Consider the following 17,785-nt stretch of genomic DNA (forward strand, 5'->3'; position numbering starts at 1 on the left):
AAGGTGCAATCTTTTGCACCTTTAACAGGTTAGCTCGGGCTAACATACATGATTCTAAAACAAATAAGTTATCTCTCTTTTAAAGTCAATTCATTGGCTGTTCTTCGGCTTAACCTCAATCTGCATCTCGCATAATATCTGCAGTAATCTTCATAGCGACTGCATGAATATTATCCTCAGTTTGTGACATGCCAGTATGAGAGGTACAATCTTCTTCAAAGAATTTCTGTAGTGTTATCAGGGTATCACTATTAATGGGGATATTTTCCTCCTCACGGAGAATGGTAATGCCCATTCCCTGCACGTTAGCCTCTTCGAAATTAACCCGATAGAGACGGGTATTAAACATCCAGGCTTTTGTTAAAACAGAACAGTTGAAATGGCAGTTGCTTAAATTGGCATTATTAAAATTAACATTAGCCATATTAGAGCCGGTACATATAACCATTTCAAGGAATGTATTTGTCAGCCGCGTAAAAAAGAGTTTGCTATCAATTAAGTTTATATTCTGGAGGGTTGCTTTGTTCAGATTGACGCGAGACAGATCAGCATGTTCAAAGTTAATTAAATCGAGTTTAGAGAAACTAAGATCGGCTCTAAATAAATTAACATATGGCGCTATTACTTTATAAAGATTTACCTCAGCCATGTACGCCATATAAAAATTTGAATAATCAAGGAAGGTATTTTTAATATTGGCTCTATTCATTGTTGCATTGACGAATTGAACATGCATAGCGGAGCATGCATTTAGAGTTCCGTCAGTCATTTTTATCTGAGCGAAATTTGAGTCATCGAGAATACAATTATCAAAAAGTATTTTTTCCATTATAGCGAAATTAAAATTCGTTTTATACATATTACAGTCCTGGAAAATAGCGTTTTGTAGTCTGCAACCTGCAAAATTCGAATTGGATAAATCTTCATCTTTAATCACGATGCCTTTCAGGCTAAGGTGTGAAAAATCGTAACCACCATTTACTGTCTGTGGGATTTCGATAGTATTATTATGGACGGTGACATTGTTTATAAAATATACTACCTTAATGGACACTTCCTTATCTTTATTAAGGTAAACTCTTCTCGTAATTCTATCGTCACATTTATTATTTGCATGTGAAGCTATATCTATAAAATATTTATGTATTTTCCTGTCCGTTTCTTTCGTGATTTTTCCTGATGGTAAACTATCATAAAATCTTTTCATTTTCTGAATCAAGCCTATCACTTTTTCATGATCATCTATTTTGAAAAGAGAGAGGGCTTTATTGTCAATTAACGTGTTTTTATGATGTTTTCTGTAATTATCTGATTTTGTTTTCTTTGTATTTGATGGACTTGTGACAGAGTGGTTATTGTTAATCTGGCAAAGAGGGAAAAACATATTATTTAAACCATTGTAGCACATAAAATATCCTTATAATTAACAAGAAAGAAAAGGCATATTCTCTGCATTATCATTTTCTACGACTGTCAAAAATCGCTCATTTTTTAATGCGTTTATTTGTTTAATATTATGGGAAAAGGTGATGCATTTTGCAGAGGAAGAGTATTCCCCGGTCAGGCGACCGGGGAAGGGGAGAGATTAATGCGCGCGGCCTTGCTCAACGCCAAAGCCGGTCTGGGAGCGGATAAACTGCGCACGGAACAGTTCACGCTCACGCGCGCCTTCCGCTGAGTTATCGGTTGCCGAGAAGAACCAGATGCCGAGGAATGCCACGCTGATAGAGAACAGCGCCGGGTATTCATACGGGAAGATGGCTTTTTCGTGACCGAGGATCTGTACCCAAATCGTCGGGCCGAGGATCATCAGCACTACAGCGGTAATCAGCCCCAGCCAGCCGCCCATCATTGCGCCACGCGTGGTCAGTTTTGACCAGTACATGGAAAGCAGAATGATTGGGAAGTTACAGCTCGCCGCGATGGCAAACGCCAGGCCTACCATGAAGGCGATGTTCTGATTCTCAAACAGCACGCCGAGGATTATTGCAATCACGCCCAAAATCAGGACGGTGATTTTCGATACCCGCAGCTCTTCACGTTCGGTCGCCCCTTTTTTGAAGACGTTAGCGTACAGGTCGTGAGACACCGCCGATGCGCCCGCCAGCGTCAGACCCGCAACCACCGCAAGAATGGTGGCGAAAGCAACCGCTGAAATAAAGCCGAGGAACAGGTTGCCACCCACTGCATTCGCCAGGTGAACTGCCGCCATGTTGTTACCACCAATCAGATGGCCCGCCGCGTCTTTATATTCCGGATTCGCACCAACCAGCATGATCGCGCCGAAGCCGATAATAAAGGTCAGAATATAGAAGTAGCCCATAAATCCGGTAGCGTAGAACACGCTCTTACGCGCTTCGCGGGCATCGCTGACCGTAAAGAAGCGCATCAGAATGTGCGGCAAGCCAGCCGTACCAAACATCAGCCCTAGCCCCAGAGAGAGCGCGGAGATGGGATCTTTCACCAGCCCGCCCGGCTTCATGATGTCGACACCTTTCGGGTGTACCGCCATCGCTTCGCTGAACAGATTGTTGAAGCTAAAGCCGACGTGTTTCATCACCATAAAGGCCATAAAGCTGGCACCGAACAGCAACAGCACGGCTTTGATAATCTGTACCCAGGTGGTCGCCAGCATGCCGCCGAACAGGACGTACATCATCATCAGCACGCCGACCAGTACCACCGCAATATGATAGTTAAGGCCAAACAGCAGCTCGATCAGTTTACCTGCGCCTACCATCTGAGCGATAAGGTAAAGCGCCACCACCACCAGAGAACCACAGGCCGAAAGAATACGAATCGGCCCTTGTTTCAGGCGGTAAGAGGCTACATCGGCAAAGGTGTAGCGTCCCAGGTTACGCAGACGTTCGGCAATCAGGAACAGAATGATTGGCCAGCCCACCAGGAAGCCCAACGAGTAGATCAGCCCGTCATAGCCGGAGGTAAACACCAGCGCGGAGATCCCCAAGAATGAGGCGGCGGACATATAGTCCCCGGCAATCGCCAGCCCGTTCTGAAAACCGGTGATATTGCCGCCTGCCGTGTAGTAGTCATTACGCGAACGTACGCGTTTTGACGCCCAGTAGGTAATGCCGAGCGTAAACACGACGAAAATCAGGAACATAATAATCGCCTGCCAGTTTGTTGGCTGGCGCTCTACGGCCCCGCTAATAGCATCCGCGGCGTTAGCTGCGAAAGGGAGTGTGGCGGCAAGCGCCGTCAGAACTCTTTTCATGATGCTTGTACCTCATGCAGGACTTCATTATTAAGACGGTCGAATTCGCCGTTCGCCCGCCAGATGTAGATACCAGTGAGAACAAAGGAGATCACAATTACCCCAACACCAATCGGAATACCGCGTGTGACGCTGGTGTTCGGATTCAGCGGAGTGCCCAGCCAGCCGGGCGCGAAGGCGATCAGTAAAATAAAGCCGATATAAACTGCCAGCATAATAATCGACAGGATGGTGGCAAACCGTTGCCGTTTTTCGACTAACTCCCTGAAATGCGCATTGTCTTCTATCCGCTGATAAATCGTACCATTCATCACAGATTCTCCAGAGGTAATGTAGGGATTGTTTTAATTCCCGCTCCCTTATGGGAGAAGGTTAACGCTCGGGTAACCCTTGCCGAATGTAGGCCGGATAAGGCGTTTACGCCGCATCCGGCAATCAACGCCTGATGCGTCGCTGTCGCGTCTTATCAGGCCTACAGCCGTTGCCGAATGTAGGCCGGGTAAGGCGTTATACGCCGCATCCGGCAATCAACGCCTGATGCGTCGCTGTCGCGTCTTATCAGGCCTACAGCCGTTGCCGAATGTAGGCCGGATAAGGCGTTTACGCCGCATCCGGCAATCAATGCCTGATGCGTCGCTGTCGCGTCTATCAGACCTACAGCCGTTGCCGAATGTAGGCCGGATAAGGCGTTTACGCCGCATCCGGCAATTAATGCCTGATGCGACGCTGTCGCGTCTTATCAGGCCTACAAACCGTTACCGACTCGCATCCGGCAATTGTGGGTTACGATGGCATCGCGATAGCCTGCTTCTCTTCAAGCAGCTTCTCGACTACGCCAGGATCGGCAAGCGTCGAGGTATCGCCCAGGTTGCTGGTATCGCCCGCCGCAATTTTGCGCAGAATACGGCGCATAATTTTGCCGGAGCGGGTTTTAGGCAGGGAGTCGGTCCAGTGCAGCACGTCTGGCGTCGCCAGCGGGCCAATCTCTTTACGCACCCAGTTGCGGACTTCTGCGTACAGTTCTGGTGACGGTTCCTCCCCATGATTAAGCGTGACGTAGGCGTAGATCGCCTGACCTTTAATATTGTGCGGAATACCGACGACAGCGGCTTCGGCGATTTTCGGATGCGCCACCAGCGCCGACTCAATCTCCGCCGTTCCCAGACGGTGACCCGAGACGTTCAGCACGTCGTCCACGCGCCCGGTGATCCAGTAATAGCCATCTTCATCGCGACGCGCGCCGTCGCCGCTGAAATACATATTTTTGAAGGTGGAGAAGTAGGTCTGCTCAAAACGTTCGTGATCGCCAAACAGCGTACGCGCCTGACCCGGCCAGGAGTCGGTGATCACCAGACTGCCTTCGGTGGCCCCTTCCAGCGGGTTACCTTCGTTATCGACCAGCGCCGGTTGCACGCCGAAGAACGGACGTGTTGCCGAACCGGCTTTCAGCTCGGTAGCGCCAGGCAGCGGGGTGATCATGAAACCGCCGGTTTCGGTCTGCCACCAGGTATCGACCACCGGGCATTTCTCGTTGCCGATTTTTTTCCAGTACCACTCCCACGCTTCCGGGTTGATTGGCTCGCCTACGGAACCGAGAATGCGCAGCGACGAACGGTCAGTGCCTTCGATCGCTTTATCGCCTTCCGCCATCAGCGCGCGGATCGCCGTGGGTGCGGTATAGAGAATATTGACCTGATGCTTGTCCACCACCTGCGCCATACGGGCAGGCGTCGGCCAGTTCGGTACGCCTTCAAACATCAGCGTGGTCGCGCCGCAGGCCAGCGGGCCGTACAGCAAATAACTGTGTCCGGTAACCCAGCCCACATCGGCGGTGCACCAGTAGATATCACCCGGATGATAATCAAAGACATATTTAAAGGTCAGCGCCGCGTACACCAGATAACCGCCGGTAGTGTGCAGCACGCCTTTCGGCTTCCCGGTAGAACCGGAGGTGTAGAGAATAAACAGCGGATCTTCGGCGTTCATCTCTTCCGCCTGGTGCTGATCGCTGGCTTGCTCAACCAGGTCGTGCCACCACAGGTCGCGCCCTTCCTGCCAGTCGATTTTTCCGCCAGTACGCTTCAGTACCACCACATGTTCAATGCTGGTGACGTTCGGGTTTTTCAGCGCGTCATCAACGTTTTTCTTCAGCGGAATACTACGCCCGGCGCGCACGCCTTCGTCGGAAGTGATCACCAACCGTGAGTTAGAATCGATAATGCGCCCGGCAACGGCTTCCGGCGAGAAGCCGCCGAAAATTACCGAATGCACCGCGCCAATGCGGGCGCAGGCCAGCATCGCGACCGCGGCTTCCGGCACCATCGGCATATAAATCGCCACCACATCACCTTTTTTAATGCCCAGCTCGAGCAGGGTATTGGCGAAGCGGCAGACGTCGCGGTGCAGCTCTTTATAGCTGATATGTTTGCTCTGGCTGGCGTCGTCGCCTTCCCAGATGATGGCGGTACGATCGCCGTTTTCTTGCAGATGGCGGTCAAGGCAGTTTGCCGCCAGATTCAGCGTGCCGTCCTCGTACCATTTAATGGACACATTACCGGGGGCAAAGGAGGTGTTTTTCACCTTCTGGTAAGGTTTGATCCAGTCGAGAATTTTTCCCTGTTCGCCCCAGAAGGTATCTGGTGCGTTAATAGATTGTTGATACATCGCCTCGTACTGCTGAGGGTTTATCAGGCAACGGTCTGCGATGTTGGCAGGAATGGTGTGTTTGTGAATTTGACTCATGCTTTTGTTCTCCTTGTAGGATGTTAATAATATGTGGCATAAGCGTTAAATGTAGGGGTATTGGCAGTTTTGTTTAGTATTTGGGCGACAGATCACGCAAAAGTAGAATTGTGCAAATAAACGGCAGGGTAATTTTTGAAGGTCAGCAACAAAAGTTGATTAATTCTTTGAGGAACATGCAGTTATGCATGCTGTTGAAAAAGAGGAAGATACTGACTAACTCTAAAGTGGTATTTTACATGCACTTACAATTGATTAAAGACAACATTCACAGTGTGGTTATTTGTTACACATAGGGGCGAGCAATGTCATGACAGTGTAGGTGCGGTTACTGTCGTGAAAAACAATAAAAACCGCCATTGCAACAATGGCGCAATTCGGATGAAGCCCTATGACAAGGATAAAAATAAACGCACGCCGTATCTTCAGCTTATTGATTCCTTTTTTCTTTTTCACTTCTGTTCACGCTGAACAAACGGCTACTCCCGCAAAACCTGTAACTGTGGAAGCGAAGAATGAAACCTTTGCCCCGCAACATCCCGATCAATATCTCTCCTGGAAAGCCACCTCGGAACAGTCAGAGCGTGTTGACGCCCTGGCGGAAGATCCACGGCTGGTGATCCTGTGGGCGGGGTATCCCTTCTCGCGCGATTACAACAAGCCGCGTGGACATGCCTTTGCTGTGACCGATGTGCGTGAAACCCTGCGTACCGGTGCGCCGAAAAACGCTGAAGATGGTCCGCTACCGATGGCATGCTGGAGTTGTAAAAGCCCGGATGTGGCGCGTCTGATCCAGAAAGACGGCGAAGATGGCTACTTCCACGGAAAATGGGCGCGCGGCGGCCCGGAAATCGTCAACAACTTAGGTTGTGCCGATTGCCATAACACCGCCTCACCAGAGTTCGCCAAAGGCAAACCGGAGTTAACCCTTTCCCGTCCGTATGCGGCTCGCGCGATGGAAGCCATTGGTAAACCTTTTGAGAAAGCCGGACGTTTCGACCAGCAATCGATGGTTTGCGGTCAGTGCCATGTGGAGTATTACTTCGACGGCAAAAACAAAGCGGTTAAATTCCCGTGGGATGACGGCATGAAAGTCGAAAATATGGAGCAGTATTACGACAAAATTGCCTTCTCTGACTGGACTAACTCCCTGTCGAAAACGCCAATGCTGAAAGCGCAGCACCCGGAATATGAAACCTGGACAGCGGGCATTCATGGCAAAAACAACGTGACCTGTATCGATTGCCATATGCCAAAAGTGCAGAACGCCGAAGGCAAACTCTACACCGACCATAAAATTGGTAATCCGTTTGATAACTTCGCCCAGACTTGTGCGAACTGCCATACCCAGGACAAAGCTGCCTTGCAAAAAGTGGTCGCGGAACGTAAGCAGTCGATTAACGACCTGAAAATCAAGGTTGAAGATCAACTGGTTCACGCTCACTTCGAAGCGAAAGCGGCGCTGGATGCAGGCGCGACGGAAGCCGAAATGAAGCCGATTCAGGACGATATCCGTCATGCCCAGTGGCGTTGGGATCTGGCGATCGCTTCCCACGGCATTCATATGCACGCGCCGGAAGAAGGTCTGAGGATGCTCGGTACGGCGATGGATAAAGCGGCGGATGCACGCACCAAACTGGCGCGCCTGCTGGCGACCAAAGGCATCACCCATGAAATCCAGATCCCGGATATCTCGACCAAAGAGAAAGCCCAGCAGGCCATTGGCCTGAACATGGAACAAATCAAGGCCGAGAAGCAGGACTTCATCAAAACGGTGATCCCGCAGTGGGAAGAGCAGGCACGTAAAAACGGTCTGTTAAGCCAATAACCCCGTTCCGCCTCGCAAGGGGCGGAAAACACAATGGAGTGAATATGAGCGTATTACGTTCGTTATTAACTGCCGGGGTGCTGGCGTCGGGCCTGTTGTGGAGCCTGAACGGAATTACCGCTACCCCTGCGGCGCAGGCATCTGGTGATCGCTACGAAGTTACCCAGCAGCGTAACCCGGATGCCGCCTGTCTGGACTGTCATAAGCCAGATACCGAAGGTATGCATGGCAAACATGCTTCCGTTATCAACCCGAATAACAAACTGCCGGTCACCTGCACCAACTGTCACGGCCAGCCATCACCGCAACACCGCGAAGGGGTGAAAGATGTGATGCGCTTTAACGAGCCGATGTACAAGGTTGGAGAGCAGAACAGCGTCTGTATGTCCTGCCATCTGCCGGAACAGTTGCAAAAAGCGTTCTGGCCACACGATGTCCACGTAACCAAAGTGGCGTGCGCCAGCTGCCATTCCCTGCATCCACAGCAAGATACGATGCAGACGTTAAGTGACAAAGGACGGATTAAGATTTGCGTCGATTGCCACAGCGATCAGCGTACCAATCCGAACTTTAACCCGGCGTCTGTTCCGTTGCTTAAGGAGCAGCCATGACCTGGTCTCGTCGCCAGTTTCTCACCGGCGTCGGCGTGCTGGCAGCCGTCAGCGGCACCGCAGGACGCGTGGTGGCGAAAACGTTGAATATCAATGGGGTGCGTTACGGCATGGTGCATGACGAGTCGTTATGCATCGGCTGTACCGCCTGTATGGATGCTTGTCGGGAAGTGAACAAGGTGCCGGAAGGTGCCTCGCGCCTGACGATTATTCGTAGCGAGCCGCAGGGCGAATTTCCTGATGTGAAATATCGCTTCTTCCGTAAGTCTTGCCAGCACTGCGATCATGCGCCGTGCGTTGACGTCTGCCCGACCGGTGCGTCTTTTCGTGATGCCGCTAGCGGGATTGTCGATGTTAATCCGGATCTCTGCGTCGGTTGTCAGTACTGCATCGCCGCCTGTCCGTACCGCGTGCGCTTTATCCATCCGGTCACGAAGACAGCGGACAAATGCGATTTCTGCCGTAAGACCAATTTGCAGGCCGGTAAGCTGCCCGCGTGCGTTGAAGCTTGCCCGACGAAGGCGCTGACGTTTGGCAATCTGGACGATCCCAACAGTGAGATTTCGCAACTGCTGCGCCAGAAGCCCACTTACCGCTACAAGCTGGCGCTGGGAACCAAACCGAAGCTGTACCGCGTACCGTTTAAATACGGGGAGGTGAGCCAATGACGCAGACTTCCGCATTTCATTTTGAATCGCTGGTGTGGGACTGGCCGATTGCCATCTACCTGTTTTTGATTGGTATTTCTGCTGGTCTGGTGACGCTGGCCGTGCTGTTACGTCGCTTCTACCCGCAGGCGGGCGGTGCAGACAGTACGTTGCTGCGCACCACGCTGATTGTCGGGCCTGGCGCGGTGATCCTCGGTCTGTTGATCCTCGTCTTCCACCTGACAAAGCCGTGGACCTTCTGGAAGCTGATGTTCCACTACAGTTTTACCTCGGTGATGTCGATGGGGGTGATGCTGTTTCAGCTCTACATGGTGGTGCTGGTGCTATGGCTGGCGAAAATCTTTGAACATGATTTGCTTGCCCTGCAACAACGCTGGTTGCCGAAGCTGGGGATCGTACAAAAGGTTCTGAGCCTGCTAACGCCCGTTCATCGCGGACTGGAAACATTGATGCTGGTGCTGGCGGTAATGCTGGGGGCTTATACCGGCTTTCTGCTATCGGCGCTGAAATCGTATCCGTTCCTCAATAACCCGATCCTGCCGGTGTTGTTCCTCTTCTCCGGCATCTCGTCCGGTGCGGCGGTGGCGCTGATCGCCATAGCGGTACGCCAACGCAGTAACCCGCATTCCACGGAAGCGCACTTTGTACACCGTATGGAGATCCCTGTGGTATGGGGCGAAATCTTCCTGCTGGTGGCGTTTTTTGTCGGACTGGCCCTGGGCGATGACGGTAAAGTGCGTGCGCTGGTGGCGGCATTGGGCGGCGGTTTCTGGACGTGGTGGTTCTGGCTTGGTGTCGCCGGGCTGGGGCTGATTGTGCCAATGTTGCTCAAACCGTGGGTCAATCGCAGTTCCGGCATTCCTGCCGTGCTGGCGGCGTGTGGGGCCAGCCTGGTCGGCGTGTTGATGTTGCGATTTTTCATTCTCTACGCCGGGCAGTTAACGGTGGCGTAAGCCAGAACAGAGGTGGTTTCTGGACGTATTCCTTCCTGAAGTCGGTTTTCTGGCGTTGTTGTTAAGTCTCGGGGTCAACGTGTTGACCCCGTTGACGGCCTTCGCGGGAGTGCGGTTGCGCTGGCCTGCCATGATGCGACTCACTTGCATCGGCATTCTGGCGCAGTTCGCGCTCCTGCTGCTCGCCTTTGGCGTACTGACGTATTGTTTTCTCATCAGCGATTTCTCGGTTATTTATGTCGCCCAACATAGCTACAGCCTGCTGTCGTGGGAACTCAAACTGGCAGCGGTGTGGGGCGGTCATGAAGGTTCGCTGCTGCTTTGGGTGCTGCTGCTTTCCGCCTGGAGCGCGCTGTTTGCCTGGCATTATCGGCAGCAAACCGATCCGCTATTTCCGCTGACGCTAGCCGTTTTATCTCTCATGCTCGCCGCACTGCTACTGTTTGTGGTGCTGTGGTCCGATCCCTTCGTGCGGATATTTCCACCAGCAATCGAAGGCCGCGATCTCAATCCGATGCTGCAACATCCCGGTCTTATCTTCCATCCGCCGCTGCTTTATCTCGGCTATGGCGGTTTGATGGTGGCGGCGAGCGTGGCGCTGGGGAGTTTACTGCGCGGCGAGTTTGATGGTGCCAGCGCCCGAATTTGCTGGCGCTGGGCACTACCTGGCTGGAGCGCATTAACGGCGGGGATCATCCTCGGTTCCTGGTGGGCCTATTGCGAACTGGGCTGGGGCGGCTGGTGGTTCTGGGATCCGGTGGAAAACGCCTCTTTATTACCCTGGCTTTCTGCCACTGCGCTGCTGCACAGTTTATCCCTGACACGCCAGCGGGGGATTTTCCGCCACTGGTCGCTGTTGCTGGCGATAGTTACTCTGATGCTGTCGCTGCTGGGCACCTTAATTGTCCGTTCTGGCATTCTGGTTTCGGTTCATGCGTTCGCACTGGATAACGTCCGCGCCGTGCCGTTGTTCGGCCTGTTTGCACTGATTAGCCTTTCGTCTCTGGCTCTGTATGGCTGGCGAGCGCGGGACGGTGGCCCGGCGGTGCGTTTTTCGGGATTATCGCGGGAAATGTTAATCCTCGCTACGCTGTTGCTGTTTTGCGCAGTGCTATTGATCGTGCTGGTGGGAACGCTTTATCCGATGATTTACGGCCTGCTGGGCTGGGGACGCCTCTCCGTTGGCGCGCCGTATTTTAACCGCGCGACGTTACCGTTTGGTCTGTTGATGCTGGTGGTGATTGTGCTGGCGACGTTTGTCTCTGGCAAACGCGTGCACCTTCCGGCGCTGGTAGCTCATGCGGGCGTGCTGTTATTTGCCGCAGGGATCGTGGTCTCCAGCGTCAGCCGTCAGGAGATCAGCCTGAATTTACAGCCGGGTCAGCAGGTGACGCTGGCAGGATACACCTTCCGTTTTGAGCGCCTCGATCTGCAAGCCAAAGGCAATTACACCAGCGAAAAAGCGATAGTGGCGCTGTTTGACCATCAGCAACGCATTGGTGAATTAACGCCGGAGCGGCGTTTTTACGAAGCACGTCGTCAGCAAATGATGGAGCCGTCAATTCGCTGGAATGGTATCCATGACTGGTATGCGGTCATGGGCGAGAAAACCGGATCGGATCGTTACGCTTTTCGTTTGTATGTACAATGCGGTGTGCGCTGGATCTGGGGGGGAGGATTGTTGATGATTGCGGGCGCATTGTTAAGCGGATGGCGGGGGAGGAAGCGCGATGAATAAAGGGCTTCTCACGCTACTGCTGTTATTTACCTGTTTTGCGCGCGCTCAGGTTGTAGACACCTGGCAATTCGCTAATCCGCAACAACAGGAACAGGCGTTAAATATTGCCAGCCAGTTACGCTGCCCGCAGTGCCAGAATCAGAACTTACTGGAATCCAATGCGCCGGTGGCAGTCAGTATGCGCCATCAGGTTTACAGCATGGTGGAAGAGGGGAAAAGTGAAGTCGAAATAATTGGCTGGATGACCGAACGCTACGGAGATTTTGTTCGCTATAACCCACCGTTAACCGGTCAGACTCTGGTGTTGTGGGCGCTGCCAGTGGTGTTGTTACTGCTGATGATACTGATCCTCTGGCGGGTAAGGGCTAAGCGATGAAACAGCCTCAAATACCGGTGAAAATGCTGACAATACTCACGATATTGATGGTATTTCTCTGTGTCGGCAGTTATCTGCTAAGTCCAAAATGGCAGGCGGTGCGTGCGGAGTATCAGCGTCAGCGCGATCCGCTACATCAGTTTGCCAGCCAGCAAACCCCGGAAGCGCAGCTTCAGGCATTGCAGGATAAAATCCGCGCTAATCCACAAAACAGCGAACAATGGGCGTTACTGGGCGAGTATTATCTGTGGCAAAACGATTACAGCAATTCGCTGCTGGCGTACCGTCAGGCGTTGCAACTACGTGGTGAGAACGCTGAACTGTATGCGGCGCTGGCGACGGTGCTTTATTACCAGGCCAGCCAGCATATGACCGCCCAGACTCGCGCAATGATCGACAAAGCCCTCGCGCTGGACTCTAACGAAATCACCGCTCTGATGCTGCTGGCTTCCGATGCGTTTATGCAGGCGAATTACGCGCAAGCCATCGAACTATGGCAAAAAGTGATGGATCTCAACTCACCCCGGATCAACCGGACACAGCTGGTCGAGTCGATTAATATGGCGAAATTGTTGCAGCGGAGATCAGATTAATCATCTGGTGATGAAGATTATGTTATTGAGCTGCATAAAAAATAATCGAATGAACATATGCCAAAAATAATCACCAATCAGTATTATTGCAGATTAAACAAATAAAAATCTTTCCATAACAAATGGTTATTCATTAATCCTGCCATAAACTCGCGTTATTATGCATTAATGCAGCGAAAAGCTCTGTTGTTAAAGGGTTGCGCAACATACCGCGCAAATGATACTGATCATAAGCGTTAAAAAAATCTACAAACCAACGCAACACAATTCATGCCCTGGCAGTATGTCACGTTCTCACGTTTCTGAACGGGGAACGGCGCTCCATTGAGGAAGTTATTCTGATGAAAAATCTAAAATTCAGCCTGGCCTGGCAGATTCTGTTTGCTATGGTGCTGGGCATTCTCCTGGGAAGCTACCTGCACTACCATAGCGACAGCCGCGACTGGCTGGTCGTCAATTTGCTCTCTCCGGCGGGTGATATCTTCATCCATCTGATCAAAATGATTGTTGTGCCGATTGTGATCTCCACGCTGGTGGTGGGTATCGCGGGTGTTGGTGATGCCAAACAGCTCGGGCGTATTGGCGCGAAAACCATTATTTACTTCGAGGTGATCACCACCGTCGCCATCATTTTGGGGATCACTCTGGCGAACGTCTTCCAGCCCGGTGCCGGGGTGGATATGTCGCAGCTGGCGACCGTCGATATCTCGAAATATCAGAGCACTACGGAAGCGGTACAAAGCAGTTCCCACGGCATTATGGGCACGATTTTGTCGCTGGTGCCGACGAACATTGTGGCGTCGATGGCGAAAGGCGAAATGCTGCCGATCATCTTCTTCTCGGTGCTGTTTGGTCTGGGGCTTTCCTCCCTGCCCGCGACGCATCGTGAACCGCTGGTGACCGTGTTCCGCTCCATCTCTGAAACCATGTTTAAAGTGACTCATATGGTGATGCGTTATGCGCCGGTGGGTGTGTTTGCGCTGATTGCGGTGACGGTGGCTAACTTTGGTTTCTCGTCTCTGTGGCCACTGGCGAAACTGGTGCTGCTGGTGCATTTCGCCATTCTGTTCTTCGCGCTGGTAGTGCTGGGAATTGTGGCGCGCCTGTGCGGGTTAAGCGTCTGGATCCTGATTCGTATTCTGAAAGATGAGCTGATTCTGGCGTACTCCACTGCCAGCTCTGAAAGCGTGCTGCCGCGAATTATTGAGAAGATGGAAGCCTACGGTGCACCGGCGTCGATCACCAGTTTCGTGGTGCCGACCGGTTACTCTTTTAACCTTGATGGTTCGACGCTGTATCAAAGTATTGCCGCTATTTTCATCGCTCAGCTGTATGGCATTGACCTGTCCATCTGGCAGGAAATCATTCTGGTACTGACGCTGATGGTGACCTCGAAAGGGATTGCTGGAGTGCCGGGCGTGTCGTTTGTGGTGTTGCTGGCAACGCTGGGCAGCGTAGGGATCCCGCTGGAAGGTCTGGCGTTTATTGCCGGTGTTGACCGTATCCTCGACATGGCGCGTACTGCGCTGAACGTGGTGGGTAATGCGCTGGCGGTGCTGGTGATTGCCAAGTGGGAACACAAATTTGACCGTAAGAAAGCGCTGGCTTATGAGCGCGAAGTGCTGGGCAAATTTGATAAAACTGCGGATCAATAATTGAAGATTGCCGGGGATATCCACCCGGCAATGTGTGGATGCCTGATGCGACGCTTGCCGCGTCTTATCAGGCCTACGCTAGACTGCGCAATAGCTTGATTTAGGGTGATTTTGTAGGTCGGATAAGGCGTTTACGCCGCATCCGACATCAATATCTGATGCGACGCTTACCGCGTCTTATCAGGCCTACGCCAGACTGCGCAATAGCCTGATTTAGCGTGATTTTGTAGGTCGGATAAGGCGTTTACGCCGCATCCGACATCAATGCCTGATGCGACGCTTGTCGCGTCTTATCAGGCCTACCTTAACCGTTGGTTAATTTCTCAAACTCTTCACAACCGGTATCAAACCCTTCCATACAGCTCAGGTTCAGCCAGTGCAGCGCCTTTTGCTTGTTCTTCTCGATAAAACCTTCTTCACCGTTTAAGAACATCATTCCCGCCCAGTACTCGGAATAACCGGTTCGGGAAATCGCAGAGCTGCGTTTGAAATACCAGGTTGCCTTGTCATCGTCGGCCTTAATGCCCACGCCGTTGGCGTAAATCAAACCAAGCAGCATTTGGGCATCGACGGCAGAGTCGTTCTCCAGATCTTCCGAAGCGTTTTCTAACAGCGAAATCGCCTTTGGATAATCCGGTTTACCCGCTTGCGTATTTACCAGAATATGCGCCAGCGTTACTTCACCTTCTTTACTCCCCGCTTGCGCTGCTTTCTCTGCAAGAACTTTTGCTTGTGGATAGTCCAGACTGACCGGATTGGTGATTTTGATCTGCGCCAACAGCGCGCAGGCATCAGCATCACCGCTGTCGGCGGCTTTCTGTGCCCAATATTCGGCTTTGCTCAAATCGCCGGAGCTAAACCAGCTGTCGGCAAGAAAATATTGTGCGCGTCGGTCCCCGGCTTCTGCTGCCTTTAAATACTGGCTGCCAGGCTCGGAGTCGTTCGCGTGGGCAAAGAATGTCAAAAACAACATCAATGCGATAATTTTTTTCATTTTGATAATACGATTGGGTAGGGAGTAACCAGTATAAAGAGTTCGAATGGATAAAAAAACAGCCTCCGGAAGGAGGCTGTAGAAAGGACTGTATTACGCCAGTGCCGCTTCGCGCAGGCGAGTTTTCAACTTGTTGTACTCGTCAATCACGTACTGCTCGGCGGCGCGCTGATCGGCGATCGGCTCGACGCGCACGGCGCAGTATTTGTATTCCGGCGTTTTCGTAATCGGGCTTAAGTTTTCGGTAACCAGCTCGTTACAGGCACCAATCCACCACTGGTAGGTCATATAAATCGCCCCTTTGTTCGGACGATCGCTGACCTGCGCACGGGTGATAATTTTGCCTTTACGCGAGTGCACCCAAACCAATGCCTCATCTTCAATACCCAGACGTTTGGCGTCTTCGGTATTGATTTGTGCGTAGCCAGGTTCATCAGCCAGCGCTGCCAGTGCCGCACAGTTACCGGTCATCGAACGGCAAGAGTAGTGACCAACTTCACGCACCGTTGACAGTACCATCGGATACTCGTCGGTGAGTTTGTCGATTGGCGCTACCCAGTCGCAGGTGAAGAACTGCGCCAGACCGTTCGGGGTATCAAACTTCTCTTTAAACAGATAAGAAGTCCCCTGATCGGCATCTGAAGTATCGCGGCAAGGCCACTGAATGAAGCCCAGTTCGCCCATTTTCTCGTAAGTCGCACCGTAGAAATCCGGGCACAGATGACGCAACTCATCCCAGATCTCCTGGGTGTTGTTGTAGTGCATCGGATAACCCATACGGGTGGCGATTTCACTGATGATTTGCCAGTCCGTTTTCAGATCCCACTTCGGTTCAACCGCTTTGAAGAAACGCTGGAAGCCACGGTCAGCCGCAGTAAACACGCCTTCATGCTCGCCCCACGACGTTGACGGTAAAATAACATCCGCCGCCGACGCGGTTTTGGTCATAAAGATGTCCTGAACGATGACCAGTTCCAGATCTTCGAAGGCTTTACGTACTGCCGACAGCTCCGCGTCAGTTTGCAGCGGATCTTCGCCCATAATGTACGCGGCACGCACTTCGCCATGCGCTGCGCGGTGCGGCAGCTCGCTGATGCGATAGCCGGTATGCGCTGGCAGGCTTTCCACGCCCCAGGCTTTGGCGAATTTCTCGCGGTTAGCCGGATCTTTCACGTACTGATAGCCCGGATACGTATCCGGCAGCGCGCCCATATCGCAGGCACCCTGCACGTTGTTCTGACCACGAACCGGGTTTACACCCGCATGCGGCTTACCGAGGTTACCAGTCAGCATCGCGAGGCTGGTCAGAGAACGCACGGTTTCCACACCCTGGTAGAACTGGGTTACACCCATGCCCCACAGGATGGCGGCGCTTTTCGCCTGGGCATACATCCGTGCCGCCTGACGAATCTCACTGGCGCTGACGCCGGTGATATCTTCAACCGACTCCGGCGTGTAGCCTTCAACGATTTTACGATACTCTTCAAAGCCTTCTGTACGGGAAGCGACGAACGCTTTGTCGTACAGGTTTTCTTCAATAATGACATGACCCATCGCATTCAACAGCGCGATGTTTGAGCCGTTTTTCAGTGCAATGTGCATGTCCGCAATGCGCGCGGTTTCAATTTTGCGCGGATCGCAGACGATAATTTTCGCCCCGTTACGTTTAGCGTTAATTACGTGATTCGCCACGATTGGGTGGGAATCCGCCGGGTTGTACCCGAAAACGAACACTAAATCGGTATTATCAATTTCGTTAATAGCATTGCTCATTGCGCCATTACCGACCGATTGGTGCAGACCTGCAACCGATGGGCCGTGTCAGACACGAGCGCAGCAGTCAACGTTATTGGTACCAATAACGGCGCGCGCAAATTTTTGCATTACATAGTTGGTTTCGTTACCCGTACCACGCGAGGAGCCGGTCGTCTGGATGGCATCCGGACCGTACTTCTCTTTGATGGCGCTCAGGCGCTCGGCAACGTAATTCAGTGCCTCATCCCAGGAAACAGGTTCGAGTTTGCCGCCACGCTGGCGACGGATCATGGGGGTTTTCAGGCGCGGGGTCAGGATCTGGGTATCGTTAATGAAGTCCCAGCCATAATAACCCTTCAGACACAGGGTACCCTGGTTGGTTTTCCCCTGCGCTGCCTCCGCCCGGACGATTTTGCCGTTATCGACGACCAGGTTGATTTTGCAACCTGATGCGCAATAGGGGCAAACCGTGACGACTTTTTTCATCGGTCTCGCTCCAGTTAATCAAATCACGCATACGCGCTCTCGACTACAGTATGCATCTTTTATGCCACATTTTATTTGGGGTCATTCCCTGATATTACGGGCACTATTTATTCAAAACTCTGACGAAAAACAGGCTGTCGTCAGTTTTGAC

The 17,785-nt window shown here is 52.1% G+C and carries 14 protein-coding genes; 8 read left to right on the top strand and 6 right to left on the bottom strand.

Annotation, left to right across the window (positions count from 1 at the left end):
- Window positions 1–115 precede the first annotated feature (115 nt).
- From espX5 to acs, 4 genes are all read right to left on the bottom strand, one after another.
- Window positions 116–1,408 (bottom strand): T3SS effector pentapeptide repeat protein EspX5, encoded by a 1,293-nt coding sequence (gene espX5 / locus ACJHYR_RS18085; RefSeq protein ID WP_059327779.1) that lies wholly within the window; start codon window positions 1,406–1,408, stop codon window positions 116–118.
- 177 nt (window positions 1,409–1,585) lie between these two features.
- Entirely contained in the window at window positions 1,586–3,235 is a 1,650-nt protein-coding gene (actP, locus tag ACJHYR_RS18090) for a cation/acetate symporter ActP (protein ID WP_000832550.1), read from the bottom strand.
- Complete coding sequence (locus ACJHYR_RS18095) at window positions 3,232–3,546, bottom strand: DUF485 domain-containing protein (RefSeq protein WP_001014565.1); 315 nt, start codon at window positions 3,544–3,546, stop codon at window positions 3,232–3,234. The genes actP and ACJHYR_RS18095 overlap by 4 nt, the downstream gene beginning before the upstream one ends.
- Before the next feature lie 472 nt (window positions 3,547–4,018).
- Complete coding sequence (acs, locus tag ACJHYR_RS18100) at window positions 4,019–5,977, bottom strand: acetate--CoA ligase (protein ID WP_001562445.1); 1,959 nt, start codon at window positions 5,975–5,977, stop codon at window positions 4,019–4,021.
- A 391-nt stretch (window positions 5,978–6,368) separates the two neighbouring features.
- On the opposite strand from acs, the gene nrfA reads away from it, so the two are divergent.
- The 8 genes from nrfA to gltP all read left to right on the top strand — a co-directional run bounded on the left by nrfA (window position 6,369) and on the right by gltP (window position 14,399).
- Window positions 6,369–7,805, top strand: a complete 1,437-nt coding sequence (gene nrfA, locus ACJHYR_RS18105) for an ammonia-forming nitrite reductase cytochrome c552 subunit (RefSeq protein ID WP_000196881.1) — start codon at window positions 6,369–6,371, stop codon at window positions 7,803–7,805.
- A gap of 44 nt (window positions 7,806–7,849) precedes the next feature.
- Window positions 7,850–8,416: a cytochrome c nitrite reductase pentaheme subunit gene (nrfB, locus tag ACJHYR_RS18110; protein WP_001296647.1), complete on the top strand. Its 567-nt coding sequence runs from the start codon at window positions 7,850–7,852 to the stop codon at window positions 8,414–8,416.
- The gene (gene nrfC, locus ACJHYR_RS18115) at window positions 8,413–9,084 is read left to right on the top strand and encodes a cytochrome c nitrite reductase Fe-S protein (protein ID WP_000220267.1); all 672 of its coding nucleotides are present in this window, start codon (window positions 8,413–8,415) and stop codon (window positions 9,082–9,084) included. The genes nrfB and nrfC overlap by 4 nt, the downstream gene beginning before the upstream one ends.
- Entirely contained in the window at window positions 9,081–10,037 is a 957-nt protein-coding gene (nrfD, locus tag ACJHYR_RS18120) for a cytochrome c nitrite reductase subunit NrfD (protein WP_000195155.1), read from the top strand. Before nrfC ends, nrfD begins: the two co-directional genes overlap by 4 nt.
- Window positions 10,038–10,056: 19 nt before the next feature.
- Complete coding sequence (locus tag ACJHYR_RS18125) at window positions 10,057–11,775, top strand: heme lyase CcmF/NrfE family subunit (RefSeq protein WP_071593577.1); 1,719 nt, start codon at window positions 10,057–10,059, stop codon at window positions 11,773–11,775.
- The gene (gene nrfF / locus ACJHYR_RS18130; protein WP_001032534.1) at window positions 11,768–12,151 is read left to right on the top strand and encodes a heme lyase NrfEFG subunit NrfF; all 384 of its coding nucleotides are present in this window, start codon (window positions 11,768–11,770) and stop codon (window positions 12,149–12,151) included. Before ACJHYR_RS18125 ends, nrfF begins: the two co-directional genes overlap by 8 nt.
- Entirely contained in the window at window positions 12,148–12,744 is a 597-nt protein-coding gene (gene nrfG / locus ACJHYR_RS18135) for a heme lyase NrfEFG subunit NrfG (RefSeq protein ID WP_000812965.1), read from the top strand. The genes nrfF and nrfG overlap by 4 nt, the downstream gene beginning before the upstream one ends.
- 341 nt (window positions 12,745–13,085) lie before the next feature.
- Window positions 13,086–14,399, top strand: a complete 1,314-nt coding sequence (gene gltP, locus ACJHYR_RS18140; protein ID WP_000793102.1) for a glutamate/aspartate:proton symporter GltP — start codon at window positions 13,086–13,088, stop codon at window positions 14,397–14,399.
- Between the two features lie 304 nt (window positions 14,400–14,703).
- Here the strand turns inward: gltP and yjcO are convergent, their stop codons facing one another.
- Window positions 14,704–15,393, bottom strand: coding sequence for a Sel1 family TPR-like repeat protein YjcO (gene yjcO / locus ACJHYR_RS18145; RefSeq protein WP_000719886.1), 690 nt, complete (start codon window positions 15,391–15,393; stop codon window positions 14,704–14,706).
- 93 nt (window positions 15,394–15,486) lie between these two features.
- Complete coding sequence (gene fdhF, locus ACJHYR_RS18150) at window positions 15,487–17,634, bottom strand: formate dehydrogenase subunit alpha (protein ID WP_001300547.1); 2,148 nt, start codon at window positions 17,632–17,634, stop codon at window positions 15,487–15,489.
- Between the last annotated feature and the right edge of the window lie 151 nt (window positions 17,635–17,785).

Source organism: Escherichia sp. WS1450, from assembly GCF_046487395.1.
Classification (GTDB): domain Bacteria; phylum Pseudomonadota; class Gammaproteobacteria; order Enterobacterales; family Enterobacteriaceae; genus Escherichia; species Escherichia coli.